The sequence below is a fragment of the Streptococcus sp. 20925_1_22 genome, assembly GCF_041431685.1.
Lineage (GTDB): Bacteria > Bacillota > Bacilli > Lactobacillales > Streptococcaceae > Streptococcus.
Genome location: NZ_JAPVYE010000005.1, coordinates 255,072 through 272,942 on the forward strand (window position 1 = coordinate 255,072; position 17,871 = coordinate 272,942).

Sequence of the window (17,871 nt, forward strand, 5' to 3'; positions counted from 1 at the left end):
TAGCACCTATAGCTTCAAAGCTTACAAAAATGGCAAAAGATGCTATAGTAGATATAAGAATAATTCTCTTGGAGGTGCCTATGGCAAGCAAGGATCGAGAAATGAAAACTGTTTCTCCCTTTTTGCAAAAGATTATCAACTGGTCGTCCGCCATTGGCGCTCTAGGAACGGTGGCCTTTTGTCTTTGGGCCTATTTCGCAGGCATTCTCCAGTCCAAGGAAACTCTCTCAGCCTTTATCCAGCAGGCTGGCATCTGGGGGCCTCCTCTCTTTATCTTCCTGCAGATTCTACAGACGGTCGTGCCCATTATCCCTGGCGCCCTAACCTCTGTCGCTGGTGTTTTCATCTACGGCCATATCGTTGGCACCATTTATAACTATATCGGTATTGTCATTGGCTGCGCCCTGATATTTTATCTGGCGCGCACCTATGGTCCGGCTTTTGTCCAGTCTGTCGTCAGCAAGCGCACTTATGATAAATACATCGGCTGGCTGGATAAGGGGAATCGCTTTGAGCGCTTCTTCATTTTCATGATGATTTGGCCCATCAGTCCAGCCGACTTTCTCTGCATGCTGGCGGCCCTGACCAAGATGACTTTCAAAAAGTACATGCTGATTATCCTTGTCTGCAAGCCCATCACTCTCGTCATCTATACCTACGGACTGACTTATGTCATTGATTTTTTCTGGAAAATGGTCTCCAAATAAAAAGAAGTTGAATGTGTACTGACCCCAAAAAGTTAGAAAATTAATTTACCCAAAGGATTTGGTTCTGTATTGCACAGGACTGAGTCCTTTTAGTTTTACCTTAATTCGTTTATTGTTGTAGTAATCAATATAGTCTACAATAGCTTGTTCCAATTGGTTAAGCGACTGAAATGACCTCTCATAACCATAAAACATCTCCGATTTCAGAATGCCAAAGAAGGACTCCATCATCCCGTTGTCTGGGCTGTTACCTTTACGTGACATGGATGCTTGAATTCCCTTACTCTCTAGGAACTGATGATAAGAATCGTGTTGGTATTGCCAACCTTGGTCACTATGGAGAATCGTATTTCCATAGTGTTTCTCTGTGAATGCCTGTTCCAACATCGTTTTTACTTGTTCTAAATTAGGCGAAGTAGAAAGATGATAAGCAATAATTTCACTGTTAAATCCATCTAAAACAGGCGATAAATAGAGTTTCTGTGTGCTATTTGGAATGGCAAACTCTGTCACATCCGTATAGCACTTTTCCATTGGTTTCGATGCTTCAAACCGGCGTTGAATGAGATTCTCTGCTTTCTTGCCAATCTCTCCTTGGTAGGAAGAATACTTTCGTTTCCGACGAATCCGAGCTGTTAGACCAAGGATCTTCATTAGACGTTGAACCCTCTTATGATTCACTACAAAACCGCGATTTCTTAGTTCAAGAGTAACTCTCCGATAACCATAATTTCCTTTATGCTCACTATAAATGGCCTGAATTTCAGCTTTAAGTTCTTGATTCTTATCTGGTTGATCTAGCTGTTTTAAGTGATAGTAGTAAGTTGAGCGAGCTAAATGTGCCGTTTCAAGAAGTAAATCTAATCGAAATCCTCCTGAAACCATTTCTCTAACTGTCTCTGCCTTTCTCGCTGTAAGGCTTCGTCCCTGTCTTCTAGCTCTTTTAACTTTTTTAGGTAGGCCACCTCAGTACGTAGACGCTCATTCTCCTCTTGAAGTCGCTCTAATTCTGTCATTTCTTCCCAAGTTTTCTTCCGTTTACGTCCCATTTTAGCTGGTCTCCCTCTTGTTTTCTCAACAATAGTATACCCGTTTTTCTTGTATTGTGCCAGCCAATTTGGAAGTAATCCACTACTTGGAAGAGCATAATCCAGAGATACGCTTAGTTGCGAACGACCTTCAATCAAAACCTTATTGATGATTTCTTGTTTTAATTCAGGAGAGTAATAACGGTTTTTCCCTTTTTTGACACTATCTATTCCGTAGCGATCAATCAATCGAATTAAGTAGTCAAGATTTGAAAGGTTCATCCCATATTTTTCTGAAAGTCGCTTTAAGCTGATTCCTTGTTTTCTTAGTTTATAGATTCGAACTTTATCCTCATAAGTTAATTTCATTTAAAAACACCCCAAAAGTTAGATTTTTTCTGTCTAACTTTTGGGGTGCGGTTCAATGAAGTCAACTCCTTTTTTATTTATCCTTTTTGTCTACCATATATAATGGTTCAACTAGGAGAGGCTGCAGGACTTTTTCTTCTTTTGCAACCATAAGTCTTTAAGGGAAATGAGCGAAACAACTATTAAAATCATAGCAATCCCTACCAGATCAAGGACATAAAAACGCTCATTCATCAGAAAAAAGGCAAAGAAGACCGCTGAAATAGGCTCAGTGGAAGCTAGAAGACTGGATTTGACAGGTCCTATCAGGGAAGTACCCTTTAAAAAGACCGTGTAGGAAAAGATGGTCCCAACTACCACGATTCCCACCAAGGCTAATAGAATATTAGGACTGAGATCCCACTGGTGCTGAGCTAGACCGCTAATGGGAAGCAAGAAAAGCCCTGCCATGGTCATTCCAATGCCAATCACCAGTATACTGCCCCATTTCTTAATCAAGTCAATAGAGAGCAAGATGTAAAGCCCATGTGTAAAAGCTGAAAAAAGACCAACCAATAAACCTTTAGGAGTAATGGCTAACTGATTCAGCTGACAGTGGGTCGCAAATCAAAAAGGTTCCGACAATCGCTAACAGCATAGAACAAAGCTCCGATATTGTAGGCGCAACCCGATCCTTGATACAGACATAGGCTAAGATGCCTATTGGGCAGAGGTATTGCAAGACCGTCGCTGTCCCTGCATTGGTTTCTCGAATGGCCTCCAAGTAGGCAAATTGGTTGAGAAACAAAGCAAAGAGGGCAAAAATAAAAATAGAAAACAAGGAAGACTTATCTTTTAAAAGCTTCCGAAAATGGTCCCGATTTGCCAAATAGGCCACACCCATCAAGGCAAGGCCTGAAAGCAGCAAGCGGAGATTGGTCAGCGCTAGCGCAGAAAAACCATGCCCTAGCAGATATTGGCCGCTCGTGCCAGACAGCCCCCAAGCAATTCCAGCAGCTATTGTGTAAATGGTCCCTTTCAAAACTTTTGACATCCTAAACCTCTTTCTATATCTTTGCTTATTATAGCACAATCCATAAAGAAAAATCAGCCAGTTTTGACTGATTTTCATCTCATGATTAAGCAAAGATTTATTCTGGCGATACCAAAATCTTGATCTGCGCCTTGTCCTGAGTCAGCTCGATAAAACCTTCTTGCACAATATCCTCCAGCTTAATCTTCTTGGTCACAAGCTTGTCAGCAGAGAAATAGCCCTGCTCCATCAGTTCCAGCACCTTAGGGAAAATATGCCGATAAGCGATAATACCCTTGAGCGTTTTTTCTTGAATGGCAAATTCATTAGGATTGACGCTGGCTTCTCGCTCCCAGATAGAAACAACCATACATTCCCCAGCCTTGTGAACAGCAGCCAAAGCCTGTCCCAGCACAACCGGCACCCCGGTCACTTCATAAGACACATCTGCCCCGCCACCAGTTAAACGCTGAATAGCAGCTACCACGTCTTCGCCTTCTTCTGGATGCACAATGATGGCCCCAAGCTCCTCAGCCTTGGCTTGGCGTTCTGGAGATAACTCGACACCATAAATCTTAGAGGCACCGACTGCTCGCAAAGCCTCAACTATCAAGAGCCCGATTGGCCCCAAACCGAAGACAACCGCTGTATCGCCCGTCTTAAGAGCTGACTGACGGACTGCGTAAACAGCTACAGCAGCAGGTTCTGTCAAAGCTGCCTGCTCATAGCTAAGGCTGTCTGGAACTTTGTGAACAATGTCTCCGTCCAAAACACAGTATTTGGCAAAACCACCGTCTGCCGCCAGACCGACAAAGTTTAGATTAGGGTCCAGATTATAATCACCGACAAGATTATGCTTAGCCAAAATGGGCTCAACTGTCACCCGGTCGCCAACTTTGACCCGTGTCACGGCACTGCCGACCTCAACAATTTCCCCAGCAAACTCATGTCCTAAAGTTACAGGCGCTTTCTGGCCAGAATAGACATGCTCTGTTTCTGTCGGAATAAAAATCGGTCCGTCTAAGTATTCATGCAAGTCAGTTCCACAGATTCCTGTGAACTTGACCGCAATTTTAACCTGATGCGGTTTGACTTCCGGTACATCCACTTCTTCAATACGAACATCTTTAGCGCCATACCAACGCGCAGCATTCATTTTTGCCATAAACATACCTCGCTTTATAATTTGTTAGTTTTATTGTAAACCCTTTCAGAAATCTTGTCAAAAGATTAGCTACATTTTCAAAAAATAACATACAAAAAACCAGCATCAGCTGGTCTCAAGTTTATTCTGCAATTCTAGCAGAGTAGAAAGGAAGAAGGAACATTAAAACAATAGAAAGAATCAAGAGAATCGCACGAAGCAATCCACCAAATAGAAAAGCAACTACTAAAGTTCCCAAGCAAATAGAAAAATTAGTAAAATTTGTTTCAATCAGCAAGGTTTGCCCTGATTTAACTGTCACTGGCTTAGTTTTCATAGGAGCAGATCCAGCACGGACTTCTGCTTCATTAGCTGCGATTGGAAAAACAGCCTCTTCTCCGTTTTTGATTGCGCCAACTTTCTGACCATTGATAAAGATTGGAAACTTCCCAATAATCCCTACAAAACCTGTCTCGCGTTTGATTTTAATTTCTGACATAAAGACTCCTTTGTTTTTTTAATTATTTTAACACAACTGATGGCTAAAGAAAAGACGAAATAAAAGGCTGTGATATTTAAAAATACTAAGATATTCATCGTCAGCAACATGAGAAGCATATACTCTCCTGTATTATCAGGTTTTAAATAAACACTCCTTGATATTTTACTATCAGCATTTTCATCCATCATAAAAATTTTACTGCTATATAATTTTACATTTGACAAATCTTTCTTATCTTCCGCTAAAAAGTCAAACAGTGGCTGAAACTCTTTCTCCAACTCATACTGTTCTTTTGTGCGATTTTCTGGTATTTTCTCTCCGCAGGCACTCAACGGCTGCACTATTTCTTCAAGTGAATATTATTAAAGATTACTGCCTTTAAATTAATTAAAAGAATATTACCTAAACTAGGTATATCTGTATTATCGAAAACCTCCAGTAATATCGCTAAAATATCCCTCAAAACAAATTTTTCAGTAGACTTGTCAATCTTCTCTTCAGTTTTTAATAAACAAAGATTACGTTGTATATGGTCAATAAAGTCCATCATAAAAAAATTATTAATATCATCTAATGAATCAAAATAACCAATTTCTGTAGGTGAATTATTGATAATATAAGATTCTTTATTCAATATGTACTCTAATCTAAAATCAAATTTTTTAATTTCATCAAAACAATCTGTGTTGTATTTTACAATATCTAACACATCTTGCAATACTGAATACACACTGGAAAGTTCCACTGTATTTGCTTCAATTTCATAAGAAAGCAACTCAAATAAGGAGTTTAAGAGTTCATTAAAATTCCTTGAATCAATAATGCCTTTCATTTTATTTGTGTTCAGAAAAATCTTTTCTCTAATTTCGTATGTGTTATAAAAGAAAATTTCAGATAACGTTGAATCAGTCGGCACACTAATATTATTGTAGTCTCCCCAATCTTTAGAAGATGATATATCACTATAATTTCCAATACCAGGATATAATGCATTCCCCTTCGATTTTAAATATTTATAAATCTTTATGCCTCCATTTAGATACCCAAAAAGAATTTCCTCACCAATTATTGTTGTAGCAGTAATATAAAATGAACGTGGTATCTTCTTAGAAACAACATCTCCCGACTTTAAAGATACTTTACTAATACAATTTTTCGTATTATCGCTAGAATCATAATACTTTACATTCTCTATATATAAAGTATCTTCTCGCATTATCAAGATTATACCTTTAGTAGCATCAACCACAAAACTAGGTCTATAATGATCTTTATATTGCTCTAATTCTTTTTCCTTTTCTTTTACATTTCTTTCACGTTCTTTTTCACGTTCTTTTCTATCATCACGGTATCTATTCCTTTCATTACTGACAAACACAAATACTGTGAAACTAATAGTTAGTGCAGTTGAATAAAACGAAAAGTTCTCAACCACAACATTCAGTGCTAACTTCCAAGGCTCTGAAGGAATTATAAGACCATAATAAGCGAAGTATCTAAACATCTTCACTATAATCGGGAAAAAGAATATAAAAGCAGTAAATAATCTAACTGGCCAAGTGGTGAGCTTAAAATCATCCTGTTTATTCGTCGTATTTCTCAAAATATTATCTCCTTTTTATAATGATTAATTAATAATTAACAATAAAAATATTGTTATTTTAGTAAATGTTTTTATTCACATCATTCCAGATTGAACTACAGCGCTTTGAAAACTATACGGTACTGTCTCATTTATTACTTTAATTTAAATTTTGACGATCCTCAGGAATAAACACATGAATTGTCTCTTCATCTGAATTGCTATCACTTTTTAAACTAATATAAATTCTACGTCCTAAAATCAATGCCCCTTTTCTATATTCTTCAATTTCATAGTAAACTTCTCCTTTAGAATTTTTCTTATCATTTAAGAAATTCTGCACTCTCTGTTCGAATTTTAATTGTCCAACATAATCTTTTGAATTTCGATTGGCCTTTGGGTCTTGAGGTGTTATATTTTTCTTGTTTCCTTTACTAAAAAAATTATTAATTTTCAGTTTTTCTTGATTATTAATTTTTTTTACTGATGGTATCAGATATTCTTTAAAACAATTCGGAACAAAATGTCCTCTATCTTTGCCTTCAACTCTTTTATCATTCTGTAATTCATAATTGTCAAGCGCGTTTTTAAAATAGTCTTGAGATGGGTTATTAGTGAGATGAAATTTCCAAACTATTGGATTTTCTGAAAAAAATGGGATCTTCCTATCTTTATATTTAGAAACTTTGTATACTTTCTTATCAGTTCTATTCAGTAATTCATAATACTTCCCCTCAGGAATATATTTAAATTCTATTCTAGGCTCTTTTTTTTAAAAAATTCTAATATCTCTCTAGTTGTAATATTTTTTTGTTTCATAGATATCAATTTCCATTCTAAACCATTAACTTCTTAATTAATAATTATATCATTAATTAATAATATATTTTTTAAGTAAATCTCTCTATTTTATGATACTGTCAACAATTTTGTGTAAACACTCAAGCAGAGTTACGGATTGTTAATCAAATAAGCTTTCAAGGGTATCAGAACATTGGCCAAACCCTTTATGAGTTCGTTGACTATGCCTGAAATTATAATCTTCAAGCAAAGTAACTAAATAACGTTCCAGAGCCTCCTCGTTAGGGAAAAGAACCTTCTTTTTCGTTTGACGTTTTATTTCTTTGTTGAGAGATTCAATAAGATTTGTCGAATAAATGCCGTGCCAAATCTGGTAGGGAGACTGATAAAAAGTTAAAAGATTATCCGTATTCTCTAGACTCTCCATTACTTTCCTATACTTTGGTTTCCATTCAGCGACAAAGTCCTCTAAAGCTTGTACTACCATTTCTAAATTTTCAGCACGATAAATTGTCTTAAACTGTTCAAGAATGATTGCTCTATCTACTCGTTTCACTTTTGTTTTTCTATCAGTTATGTAAATTGAACTATAATAAATTTTTACATTTGACAAATCCTTCTTTTCTTCCGCTAAAAAGTCAAAAAGTGGCTGAAACTCCTTCTCTAATTCGTACTGTTCTTTTGTGCGATTTTCTGGTATTTTCTCTCCACATGCACTTAATCCTATCATTATCAATATTCCAGCTAGTAGGAGAATAATTATTTTTGAGACTTGTTTCATATCTATAGCTCCTATGTTTTTTTCTATTTTATCATATTTATTCTCCACAAAAGAAAACCAGCCTCACGACTGGTTTTCACTTATTTCTATAATTTCTCCAATTCTTCATTGAGTAGTTTTTGTGCTACTTGTGGGTTGGCTTGGCCCTTGGTGGCCTTCATCAATTGACCGATCAGGGATTTAGCAGCATTCTTGTTGCCGCCTTTATAGTCATTGATAGCTTTTTCATTGTTTGCAAATACTTCTTGGATGATTGGAAGAAGCTGGCTAGGGTCTGAGATTTGAATCAGGCCTGCTTTCTGCACATACTCTTTAGCAGAGCCGCCATTTTTGGCTAGATGGACAAAGACCTTCTTAGCAATCTTAGAGGAAATCGTTCCGTCTGCAATCAGAGCAATCATCTCAGTCAGATTCTCAGGTGTCAGCTCAATCTCAGAGATGGTCTTGCCTTCGGCATTGAGATATTGGGCTACATCTCCTTGGAGCCAGTTAGAGACAGCCTTGGCGTCACCGCCTGCCGCAAGAGCTGCTTCAAAGAAGTCTGACACAGCCTTCGTCGCTGTCAGCTGCTTGGCATCGTAGTCAGACAGACCGTAGTCGCCCACGTACTTGGCTCGGCGTTCTTTTGGAAAGGCTGGCAGACTGCTACGTACTTGCTCAATCCAAGCATCCTCAATCTCAAAGATAGGCAGATCAGGCTCTGGGAAGTAACGGTAGTCCGCTGAACCTTCCTTAACCCGCATAAGCAGAGTTTCGCCAGTCGCTTCGTCATAACGACGGGTTTCCTGACGGATTTGACCACCGCTGCGTAGGATTTCTGCTTGGCGTTTTTCCTCAAATGCTAGACCCTTGCGGACAAAGTTGAAGGAGTTAAGGTTTTTCAGCTCAGTCTTAGTACCAAACTCTTCCTGGCCGTAAGGACGGATAGAAATATTGGCGTCGACCCGCATGGAGCCCTCTTCCATCTTGACATCCGAAATACCCGTGTACTGGATGATTTCCTTGAGGGCAGTCAGATAGGCATAAGCTTCTTCTGGACTGCGCATATCTGCTTCCGATACAATCTCAATCAGAGGCACCCCTTGACGGTTGAGGTCCACATAAGAGTAGCCATCGCTGCCGTGGGTATTCTTTCCAGCATCTTCTTCCAAGTGGGCCCGCTCGATACGGATTTTCTTGGTCGTGCCATCTTCTAGCTCAATCTCAATCCAGCCATTGTAGCCAATCGGCTCATCAAACTGAGAAATTTGATAGGCTTTTGGATTGTCCGGATAGAAGTAATTCTTGCGGTCAAAGTGCATCTTCTGGTGAATATCCATGTTCAAAGCCAGAGCAGCCTTGATACCATAGTCAATAACACCCTTGTTCATAACAGGCAAAACACCTGGGAAGGACCAGTCAATGATATTGGTGTTGGCATTTGGATCTTCACCGAAGTGAGCTGGAGCCGGAGAGAAAATTTTTGAATTGGTCTTCAATTCAACATGGACTTCCAGTCCGATAACTGTTTCAAAGTTCATTATTTTTCACCTCCAAAGATAACTGGCTGCTGTTTGTGGTAGTCAGTCGTTGCTTCAAATGCTGTGGCTGCCTGATAGATGGTCTCTTCATCAAAGTGGTTCCCAATCAGTTGCAAGCCGACAGGAAGACCATCTGCAAAGCCAGCTGGGATTGAAATGCCCGGCAGACCAGCCAGATTGACTGGAATGGTCAAAAGGTCAGCCAGATACATGGCCACTGGATCCTGGTTTTGACTGCCCAAGTCATAAGCAACCGTTGGTGCAGTTGGACCTAAGATCAAATCATATTTTTCAAAAACCTTAGCAAAATCCTGCATAATCAAGGTCCGAACCTGACCAGCTTTCTTGAAGTAGGCATCGTAGTAACCAGATGACAGGCTGAAAGTTCCCAACATGATGCGGCGTTTCACCTCTTCACCAAAGCCTTCGCTGCGAGATTTGACATAGACATCTTCTAGATTTTCAATTCCTTCCGCACGGTAGCCATAGCGAATACCATCAAAACGCTGCAGGTTAGAGCTAGCTTCAGAAGAAGCAATGATATAGTAAACAGCCACGCCGTACTTGCTGTGAGGCAGACTAACTTCCTCAACGATAGCTCCTAGACTTTCCAAGTGCTTCGCCGCTGCTAAAATCGTTTCCTTGACTTTGCTGTCAATTCCCTCACCCATGTATTCCTTAGGCAAGGCAATCTTCATACCCTTGATATCTTGGCCAATCTTGCTGGTAAAGTCTGGCACTGCCTCTTGTGATGATGTCGAGTCCTTAGGATCATTACCAGAAATAACATTCAAGAGCTGAGCATTTTCCTTAACCGTCTGAGAGAAAGGACCAATCTGGTCTAAAGAAGATCCAAAAGCAATGAGACCAAAACGAGAAACCCGTCCGTAGGTTGGCTTGAGGCCTACTACACCGTTAAAGGAAGCCGGCTGGCGAATGGAACCGCCTGTATCTGAACCCAGTGATAGACGAACCTGACCAGAGGCAACCGCAGTCGCTGAGCCACCAGATGATCCACCGGGAACCTTGCTGCTGTCCCAAGCATTCTTAGTCGTCTTAAAGTAAGAGTTTTCGCTGGATCCCCCCATGGCGAACTCGTCCATGTTGGTCTTCCCGACGATAATCATGTCCTTACTGTAAAGCTTCTCCACGCTGGTCGCATCGAAAATTGGCTTGTAGTTGTAGAGGATCTTAGAAGCAGCTGTCGTCAAGATTCCCTTGGTTGAGATATTGTCCTTAACCGCCAGCGGAATCCCACTCATGAGATTATCGGCGTCAATGCCCTTAGCATCTAAAGCCGCAGCCTGAGCTAAAGCTTCTTCTTCACTGACAGTAATGAAACTGTCCACAGCTGCTTCACGTTCTTTGATGTCTGCCAAAGTTGCCTGAGTTAACTCTACCGCAGAAATTTCTTTCTTGACCAGCAAGTCGTGCAGTTCTTCAATGGTCTTGTGATTAAAAGTCATTAGGCATCTCCTCCGTCATCTAGGATGGCAGGCACTTTGATGTAGCCCCGCTCTTTTTCAGGTACATTTTGGAAAAGCTCTTCCCGACTCCAGCCTGGCTGAGCCACATCTTTTCGCATATAGTTGATATTGGCAGCTACATTAGAAGTGAAAGGCACACCCTCCGTATCCACTTCATTGAGCAATTCGACCATGTCGACAATCTTGGTTAAGGTCGTCGCAAACTCAGCAGTTTCTTCTGGTGAAAAAGCCAGTTTTGACAGCTTAGCAACGTGACTTACTTCTTCTTGAGTAATCTTCATCTCTGATTCCTTTCATAAGATATGTGAGCTTTAGCGACTGAAAATAACAATTTCTAGATGACATCTTTATTTCCAAGCTTCAGCTCACCTTTACTTTGACAAGCCAGGGACGCTGATTTATTTGCCATCCGCTAGCTCTTTTCTTCAGCTTCTTCCTGCTATTCTTCAGGAATTCGCATCATTTCATTTTACCATATTTCAGGCTAATTCTTCAATTCCAAATGCAGTTCTTTGAGCTGTCTTTGGTCCACTAAACTTGGACTCTCCAGCATAGGATCAAAGCCAGTACCATTTTTCGGAAAAGCGATGACTTGGCGGATATTTTCTTCCCCAGCCAAAATCATAACCAAGCGATCTAAGCCCAGAGCCAAGCCGCCGTGCGGTGGGAAGCCGTACTCTAAGGCCTCTAGGAAGAAACCAAAGTCCCGCTCATAGTCTTCTCGGCTCATGCCCAATAGCTCAAACATCGCTTCCTGAGCCTTCCTGTCATGAATCCGTAGACTCCCACCGCCGATTTCATAGCCATTCAAGACGATGTCGTAAGCGTGACTGCGGAATTGATCTGGCTCCTGACCTTCTTCAAAAATGCCCTGTGTGAAAGGATGGTGCATGGCTTGATAGCGGTTTTGGTCTTCATTCCACTCCAGCAGCGGCCAATCCACAACCCAGAGAAAATGAAGCAAACTCGGGTCAATCAAATCCAAAGCTTTTGCGACTTCTATGCGCAGATGTCCCAAAGCTTCCTGAGCCCGACGCTTCTTAGCCATGACTAGCAGAACGAGGTCTCCATCTTTGGCCTCAAAACGTGCCAGCAACTCCTGACTCTCAGCCTCAAAGGTGCTAGCCAAATCTCCAACTAACTGGCCATTTTCAACCTTTAGACTGGCGAAACGACTGCAGCCAAATTCCTTCATTTCCTGATAGTAGTGACTCAGCTGTTTCTTGCTAAAAGCACTAGCCGCATCTGGAATACAGATTCCCATCACTTCCTCTTGATTATCCAAGGCTTTCTTGATGAGAAGAGAGTCATTGGACTGGCACAAATCCGTCAGATTCTTCAACTCTAAACCAAAGCGTGTATCTGGCTTATCAGAACCAAAGCGGCTCATAGCCTCTTCATAGCTGATAGTTGGAAAAGCTTCTGTCAACTCTAAACCATGAGTTTTCTTAACAACAGCCTTGAGCATGGCTTCAACCAAAGCTCGGATTTCTTCCTCGCTGGCAAAACTCAGCTCTAAGTCCACCTGGGTAAACTCTGGCTGGCGATCGCCCCGCAGATCTTCGTCACGGAAGCAACGAACAATCTGATAATAGCGCTCGAGACCAGCTCCCATCAGTAACTGCTTGAGCATCTGCGGGCTCTGAGGCAGCGCATAGAATTGATTTTTAAAGACCCGACTAGGCACCAAGAAATCTCTAGCTCCTTCAGGAGTTGACTTAGTCAGATAAGGCGTCTCGACTTCCAAAAAGTCCAAACCATTCAAATATTCCCGAATGGTTGATGTGACCTGATGACGAAGTTTAAGGTTATGTGTCATCTTCTCACGGCGCAAGTCCAGATAGCGGTATTTCTGACGCAGGTCTTCCCCAGTATGAGCATGCTGGTCCAGCTCAAAAGGCAATGCCTTGCTGCTAGCAATAACCTCAATCTTCTCTGCCCTCAGCTCAACCTGACCAGACTTGATGGACTTATTGACAAAGCGTTCTTCCCGCTGAACGACTTGCCCCGTCACAGCAATGACATCCTCTTTGCCAATGTCTTCCAGCTTAGCAAAATCTTCAATCTCACCGCCAACGAAGACCTGAAGCAATCCCTCGCGGTCCCGCAATTCAATAAAGGCCAGCTTACCGTGATTGCGGATATTGGCCACCCAGCCAGTTGCGGTCATGGTCTGTCCGACCTGCTCTAAACCATAGTTTCCGATAAAAATTTCTTTCATGTTCTTTCCCTCTCAAATCAATTCGTAGCTCCACCCTGCTGTTCAGGATATTTGAAGCATTCTTCTACCATCTTCACTGGACCTACTGCAAAATAAAAAGCTTTCGTCTCTAAAACAGACGAAAGCCGTGGTACCACTGTTATTCACCGCCCTAAAAGGCAGCCTCTGAGCTCGTAACGTGAGCGACGTTTGTGCTTAATCACACAAAAGATTACGAAACATGTTTTTCGGTTTTTGCTTTCTTGGTGCTGCTCTCAGCTATCAGCACTCTCTGTGCAAGTCAGCAAGCCTACTCTGCTTCTCTTTTACTCTTAAATTGTATCTATTATAGTCGAACCCAGAACATTTTGCAAGTGGTTTAAGGCAAATTTGTGATTTTCCTCTGACAGAGAAGCCACAGCCGGTTCTACCACCTGAATCTGATAACCAAGATTATAGGCATCAATCGCTGTATGCAGGACGCAAATATCCGTCAAGACTCCAGTCAAAATGACCGTATCTACCTTTCTTTCCCGCAATCGAATATCTAAATCCGTACCGGAAAAGGCAGAATAATGGCGCTTATCCATCCAAAAGACTCGAGAGTCTGCTTGATGCTTCTCATAAAAATCAGCCAAAGGGCCATAAAGATTGCGACCGCTAGTTCCTTTGATATTATGAGGCGGAAACAGCTTGCTTTCTGGGTGAAAGGCATCATTATCATCATGGGCATCAATAGCAAAGAAGATATAATCACCTCGGTCAAAAACTGCCTTAGTTACTTGAGCAATGGCTTCAGAAATTGCCTGTGCTGGCGCTCCTGCTGTCAACTTGCCCTCATCTGCGACAAAATCAACTGTATAATCAATGGAAATCAGTGCTTTAGCCATTAGTAGTCCCTCTTTTTAATTTCATCAAAGACATCTGGAATCAGAACTTTCAGATAAGTTCCCTTCATTCCCAGTGAGCGGCTTTCAATAATCCCAGCACTTTCCAGCTTGCGCAAGGCATTAACAATCACTGAGCGGGTAATCCCGATACGGTCAGCAATGACAGATGCTGTCAGCTGGCCTTCATTGCCATTAAGCTCGCCCAAAATTGCTGAAACAGCTCTCAGTTCTGAGTAAGACAGAGTATTGACTGCCATGGTCACTGCCGTCCGGCGGCGGATATTTTTCTCATCCTCTTCCCTCTGGAAGTTAAGCAGCTGGATACCAACCACTGTGCTGGCAATCTCAACCAAAATCAGATCATCGTCCGCAAATTCCTTGTCATTACGCCAGATAATCAATGAGCCCAAACGAATCCCTGAAACATGAATGGGAGCAATGGTAGTCAGGCCATCTGGAAAATCATCCTTGGTCTCCACTGGGAAAATTGTCAAATCATGCGTAACCGGCAGATTAGCTTCCGTTTCATAAACCAGATTGGCTTCTTGGACATACTCCTCTGGGAAATTCTTATCTTGGAAAAAAGCTTCTACGCGGTCATTATTGGTCTTATAGCGCATGAAATAGCCTAGAAGACGTCCCTTGCTATTGATAATACAGGCATTGCAGTGGATAATATCAGCCAACTGACGCGTAATAGCATTATAGGGCAAATCTTCCTGCATCTGCTCTTCCGAGCGCTTCAGAATAGACGTAATTTTTCGTGTTTTTTCTAGTAAATCGGCCATATTTTTACCTCATATTTATTAGCTTCATTGTAACATAAAAGCAGTGAAATTTCAATAATTATCTGAAAATTTTTTATTGAAAAACAATTACATACAATTCTATAAAATAAAGAATTTTTCAAGTATATGACTTGATATGTCAAGTTATATTAAACAAAAAACAGTCAAGAATTTGACTGTTTTTGATTACTTTTGTTCTTTCTAATCAAGAGAACGTTTCTTGTAGAACAATTTCATAGCCATGAGCAGAAGCATTTGGCCTGCTAGAAGAAGCCAAGAAGAGTTTTCTCCTGTCTTAGGCAAGGCATGACCTGAAGCAGCTACCTGCTTATGATTTCCAGGGCTAGCACTTCCAGCATTTCCAGTAGTTCCAAGAGCTGTATGCTGAGGATCTCCTACTTGTCCAGCAAGCGGAGAGCGAGCGAAACGCTCCTCTGTGTGAGCCAAAACAGATTGGTAATAGCGAATATCTTCTTCCTTATTCTGCTCAGCATATGTTTGAGCTAGCAAGTCGTATGTCGCCTTAGCTTGTGCTTGAACAGCAGTTAAAACTGCTACTTTTGCTTCTTGATCTGTTTGAGCTGTAAGAGCTGCTTGGTAAGCAGCCTGAGCTGCGGCTAATTTAGTTTTAGCTTGTTCCAAGTTTTCTTCTGCATTCTCAAGATTTGACAATGACTCTTTAGCCATTTGCAATGCTGCTTCAGCATCTGTAACAGCTTTTTCAAGATTAGTCTTTCTTTCTTTTGCTACATTCAAAGCTGCTTCTAGCTGAGCCAACTTATCTGATTCAGTTTTTAGAGCTTCTTGAGCGGCAGCAACTGTCGCTTGAACAGCAGTCAGAGCATCTTGGGCCTGAGTTAATTTTTCCGCTTTGGTCTTGTCATCCAAGTTTGAATTTTGCAGGGCTGCTTGTGCTGCTGCCAAAGCCGCTTGATCAGCTGCCAACTTCTCTTGAGCTGCAGCAAGAGCTGCTTGGGCCTGAGCAGTTGCTGACTCACCTGCTTGAGCTTGGGCCTGAGCCAGTTGCTGATTGGCTTGCTCTAAGGCTGCGGCCTTCCGATTGTAAGTGGTTTGAGCAACTCCCTTAGATGCCAGAGCCAGTTGATTGGCTTTGAAGGCAGCGTCATAGGCAGTTTGAGCCTGAGCTACTTCCTGCGGATCTACTTTTGCTGTTGGAGCTTTTCCTGTAATAGGGCTGGCATTGAAGTTCTTTTTGCTAGCATATTTGATCTGATCTTCTGACACCATGGTGAAATGAGCCATAGTGATGTCGCCTTCCATTGAGAAATCAACTCCCAGATAGTTTTTCTGGCGGCCAGTATTGAGACCTGAGATAGATGTAGCATGCAGCCATTCGTAGCCATTGAACATGAATTCAACAACAGAATCATAGACCCGTCTCTTCATTTCAGCCACACTCATTTGACTAGCATTTTCTCTCCAGATATAAGCGTTTTCATAATACTGAAGACCTTTGCTTTCTTGCTCAGCACTTGTGGTCATTAAACCATATTCACGTGCTACGCGGTTGATTCCTCTAGCATCGTGATGGTATTTCTCCATCAAATCCCAGTTCCAGTTGTCCTTGCGGTATTCTGTTGCTACCTTATCTGCAAACTCAATGGAAGATGGTGTCACAACTACTTCACCTGTTCCCATCTGAGCACGCAGCTGGTTGATGAGTTCTGAAGCAAACTGTGAAAGTTCCTGACGAACATTCTGTGGAATATTGTTGGTATTAATCAAAGCTTTGCTATCTGTAGGATCAGCTACATAACGATTGAGAGCCTTAGCACTGGCATTCAGTGCAGCCAGTCTATTTTGAATCTCATTAGTTTTTTGCTCTGATAAATTCGGTGCAATTAACTCTCTCAAGGCTGCAATGTATTCCGGAGTCATTGACACACGGTTTTTATTGCTAGAAGCTTCAGTAGTAATTGTTCCAACTTGAGCCTTTTGCAAAGCCTGTTGAGCTTGGTTCAAGTCTGACTGAGTCTTCTCAGCTGCAGCAGTTTTGTCCTGCAAGTTCTTCTGAGAAGCATCACGTGCTGTCTTAGCCTGAGTCTGGTTGGTCTGAGCTTTTGCAACCTCAGCCTGCTTCTGACTGTCAGTCTGACGAGCTGTAGCTACTTTTGCTTGAGCTGTTTCAACAGCAGACTGGTCAGCTGCCACCTTGTCTTGGGCTGCTTTCACATTTTTTTCTGCTTTAGCTGTAGCGTCCCCACTTAGGTTGGCCTTAGCTTCCTTCACGTCATTTTGAGCTTTAGCAAGGCGTCCTTCTTGAGTTTTCGCTTGCTCTTGAGCTTCTTTAGTCTTGGCTGCCTGAGCATCGCGCTCAGCTTGAGCCGTCTTGGTTGCTTGGTCAGCTTTAGCCAGTTCTGACTTGTTGCTTTCCACTTGAGCTTTTTGATTGCTCTCTTCTTGCTTAGCTGTTTCAATAGCTTCCGGACCAGCTTTATCAGCTGCCTCCTGTGCCCGGTTAGCTTCAGCTTGTGCTTGCTCGACCTGACTTTGAGCTGCAGCAGTATTTGCCTGAGCTTGAGCCAAATCAGCTTTCCCTTGTGCAACATTGCTGTCGGCTTCTTGTACAAGAGCCTGAGCAGCGTCTACCTGTTCTTTCGAAACAGATTCATCCTTCTGTGTGTTTTCTGCCTGTGGTTGGCTTTGACTAACGGGCGCATCAGAATAAGACTGATTATCAACTAATTGATCAGCCTGAACTCCTTCTGCGAGCACCAAAGACAATGCCGCTGCACTGACAGAAAAAGCACTAAGTGTCTTTTTCATTGTCAATATAATCTCCTCCACTTTTTCATCATTGTTAAAAACATTGACAAACACATTCTACCATGTTTGTCTTCTGGAAGGAAGACGCTAACACATTTTTTTAAGCATTTTTGGACAGATACATAAAAAATGTTGGACAAATTCCTAAAAAATGTCGGTAAAACCGCCTATAATTTTTACCAATCGACCTCAAATTCGATTTCCAGAGCATCTTAATTTTTTATTTTTGCAATTTAAAGACAGTCATTGAACTAAAAAATATGTAAAATAGAT

The 17,871-nt window shown here is 41.4% G+C and carries 13 protein-coding genes and 2 pseudogenes; 1 reads left to right on the forward strand and 14 read right to left on the reverse strand.

Annotated elements, in window-relative coordinates; translation table 11 throughout:
* Positions 1-80: 80 nt before the first annotated feature.
* A complete protein-coding gene (locus O3621_RS09030) occupies positions 81-707 on the forward strand; it encodes a TVP38/TMEM64 family protein (protein WP_126435846.1) in 627 nt (208 codons plus the stop codon).
* 45 nt (positions 708-752) lie between these two features.
* Here the strand turns inward: O3621_RS09030 and O3621_RS09035 are convergent.
* From O3621_RS09035 to O3621_RS09100, 14 genes and pseudogenes are all read right to left on the reverse strand, one after another.
* Positions 753-2,104, reverse strand: a protein-coding gene (locus O3621_RS09035) for an IS3 family transposase (protein WP_371514070.1) whose coding sequence is annotated in 2 segments (ribosomal slippage) — positions 753-1,663 and positions 1,663-2,104 — 1,353 coding nt in all. Because the reading frame shifts where the segments join, the coding sequence is not laid out codon by codon here.
* Between the two features lie 111 nt (positions 2,105-2,215).
* Positions 2,216-3,137, reverse strand: a pseudogene (locus O3621_RS09040) (DMT family transporter).
* A 97-nt stretch (positions 3,138-3,234) separates the two neighbouring features.
* Positions 3,235-4,281, reverse strand: a complete 1,047-nt coding sequence (locus O3621_RS09045) for a 2,3-butanediol dehydrogenase (protein ID WP_125330666.1) — start codon at positions 4,279-4,281, stop codon at positions 3,235-3,237.
* A gap of 121 nt (positions 4,282-4,402) precedes the next feature.
* Entirely contained in the window at positions 4,403-4,759 is a 357-nt protein-coding gene (locus O3621_RS09050; RefSeq protein WP_125330667.1) for a hypothetical protein, read from the reverse strand.
* Complete coding sequence (locus O3621_RS09055) at positions 4,720-5,103, reverse strand: hypothetical protein (protein ID WP_260468384.1); 384 nt, start codon at positions 5,101-5,103, stop codon at positions 4,720-4,722. Before O3621_RS09055 ends, O3621_RS09050 begins: the two co-directional genes overlap by 40 nt.
* Positions 5,103-6,365 carry a hypothetical protein gene (locus O3621_RS09060; RefSeq protein WP_126435847.1) on the reverse strand — a complete coding sequence of 421 codons (1,263 nt, stop codon included), beginning with the start codon at positions 6,363-6,365 and terminating at the stop codon, positions 5,103-5,105. Before O3621_RS09060 ends, O3621_RS09055 begins: the two co-directional genes overlap by 1 nt.
* Positions 6,366-7,305: 940 nt before the next feature.
* Positions 7,306-7,707: pseudogene (locus O3621_RS09065) on the reverse strand (transposase); the annotation flags it as partial.
* Between the two features lie 305 nt (positions 7,708-8,012).
* Positions 8,013-9,446, reverse strand: coding sequence for an Asp-tRNA(Asn)/Glu-tRNA(Gln) amidotransferase subunit GatB (gatB, locus tag O3621_RS09070; protein WP_125331190.1), 1,434 nt, complete (start codon positions 9,444-9,446; stop codon positions 8,013-8,015).
* The gene (gene gatA / locus O3621_RS09075) at positions 9,446-10,912 is read right to left on the reverse strand and encodes an Asp-tRNA(Asn)/Glu-tRNA(Gln) amidotransferase subunit GatA (RefSeq protein ID WP_371514071.1); all 1,467 of its coding nucleotides are present in this window, start codon (positions 10,910-10,912) and stop codon (positions 9,446-9,448) included. Before gatA ends, gatB begins: the two co-directional genes overlap by 1 nt.
* Positions 10,912-11,214, reverse strand: a complete 303-nt coding sequence (gatC, locus tag O3621_RS09080) for an Asp-tRNA(Asn)/Glu-tRNA(Gln) amidotransferase subunit GatC (protein WP_242758750.1) — start codon at positions 11,212-11,214, stop codon at positions 10,912-10,914. The genes gatA and gatC overlap by 1 nt, the downstream gene beginning before the upstream one ends.
* A 203-nt stretch (positions 11,215-11,417) precedes the next feature.
* Positions 11,418-13,154, reverse strand: coding sequence for an aspartate--tRNA ligase (gene aspS / locus O3621_RS09085; RefSeq protein WP_371514072.1), 1,737 nt, complete (start codon positions 13,152-13,154; stop codon positions 11,418-11,420).
* Positions 13,155-13,465: 311 nt separating this feature from the next.
* Complete coding sequence (locus O3621_RS09090; protein WP_002913844.1) at positions 13,466-14,023, reverse strand: cysteine hydrolase family protein; 558 nt, start codon at positions 14,021-14,023, stop codon at positions 13,466-13,468.
* Positions 14,023-14,811, reverse strand: coding sequence for a GTP-sensing pleiotropic transcriptional regulator CodY (gene codY / locus O3621_RS09095; protein ID WP_002896308.1), 789 nt, complete (start codon positions 14,809-14,811; stop codon positions 14,023-14,025). Before codY ends, O3621_RS09090 begins: the two co-directional genes overlap by 1 nt.
* 201 nt (positions 14,812-15,012) lie before the next feature.
* Positions 15,013-17,598 (reverse strand): SEC10/PgrA surface exclusion domain-containing protein, encoded by a 2,586-nt coding sequence (locus tag O3621_RS09100; protein WP_371514073.1) that lies wholly within the window; start codon positions 17,596-17,598, stop codon positions 15,013-15,015.
* Between the last annotated feature and the right edge of the window lie 273 nt (positions 17,599-17,871).

Bases quoted from the DNA above. Each gene is read 5' to 3' on its own strand.
- gatC (WP_242758750.1), bottom strand. From the start codon at position 11,214: ATGAAGATTACTCAAGAAGAAGTAAGTCACGTTGCTAAGCTGTCAAAA.
- gatA (WP_371514071.1), bottom strand. From the start codon at position 10,912: ATGACTTTTAATCACAAGACCATTGAAGAACTGCACGACTTGCTGGTC.
- O3621_RS09100 (WP_371514073.1), bottom strand. From the start codon at position 17,598: ATGAAAAAGACACTTAGTGCTTTTTCTGTCAGTGCAGCGGCATTGTCT.
- O3621_RS09090 (WP_002913844.1), bottom strand. From the start codon at position 14,023: ATGGCTAAAGCACTGATTTCCATTGATTATACAGTTGATTTTGTCGCA.
- O3621_RS09045 (WP_125330666.1), bottom strand. From the start codon at position 4,281: ATGGCAAAAATGAATGCTGCGCGTTGGTATGGCGCTAAAGATGTTCGT.
- gatB (WP_125331190.1), bottom strand. From the start codon at position 9,446: ATGAACTTTGAAACAGTTATCGGACTGGAAGTCCATGTTGAATTGAAG.
- codY (WP_002896308.1), bottom strand. From the start codon at position 14,811: ATGGCCGATTTACTAGAAAAAACACGAAAAATTACGTCTATTCTGAAG.
- O3621_RS09030 (WP_126435846.1), top strand. From the start codon at position 81: ATGGCAAGCAAGGATCGAGAAATGAAAACTGTTTCTCCCTTTTTGCAA.
- O3621_RS09050 (WP_125330667.1), bottom strand. From the start codon at position 4,759: ATGTCAGAAATTAAAATCAAACGCGAGACAGGTTTTGTAGGGATTATT.
- aspS (WP_371514072.1), bottom strand. From the start codon at position 13,154: ATGAAAGAAATTTTTATCGGAAACTATGGTTTAGAGCAGGTCGGACAG.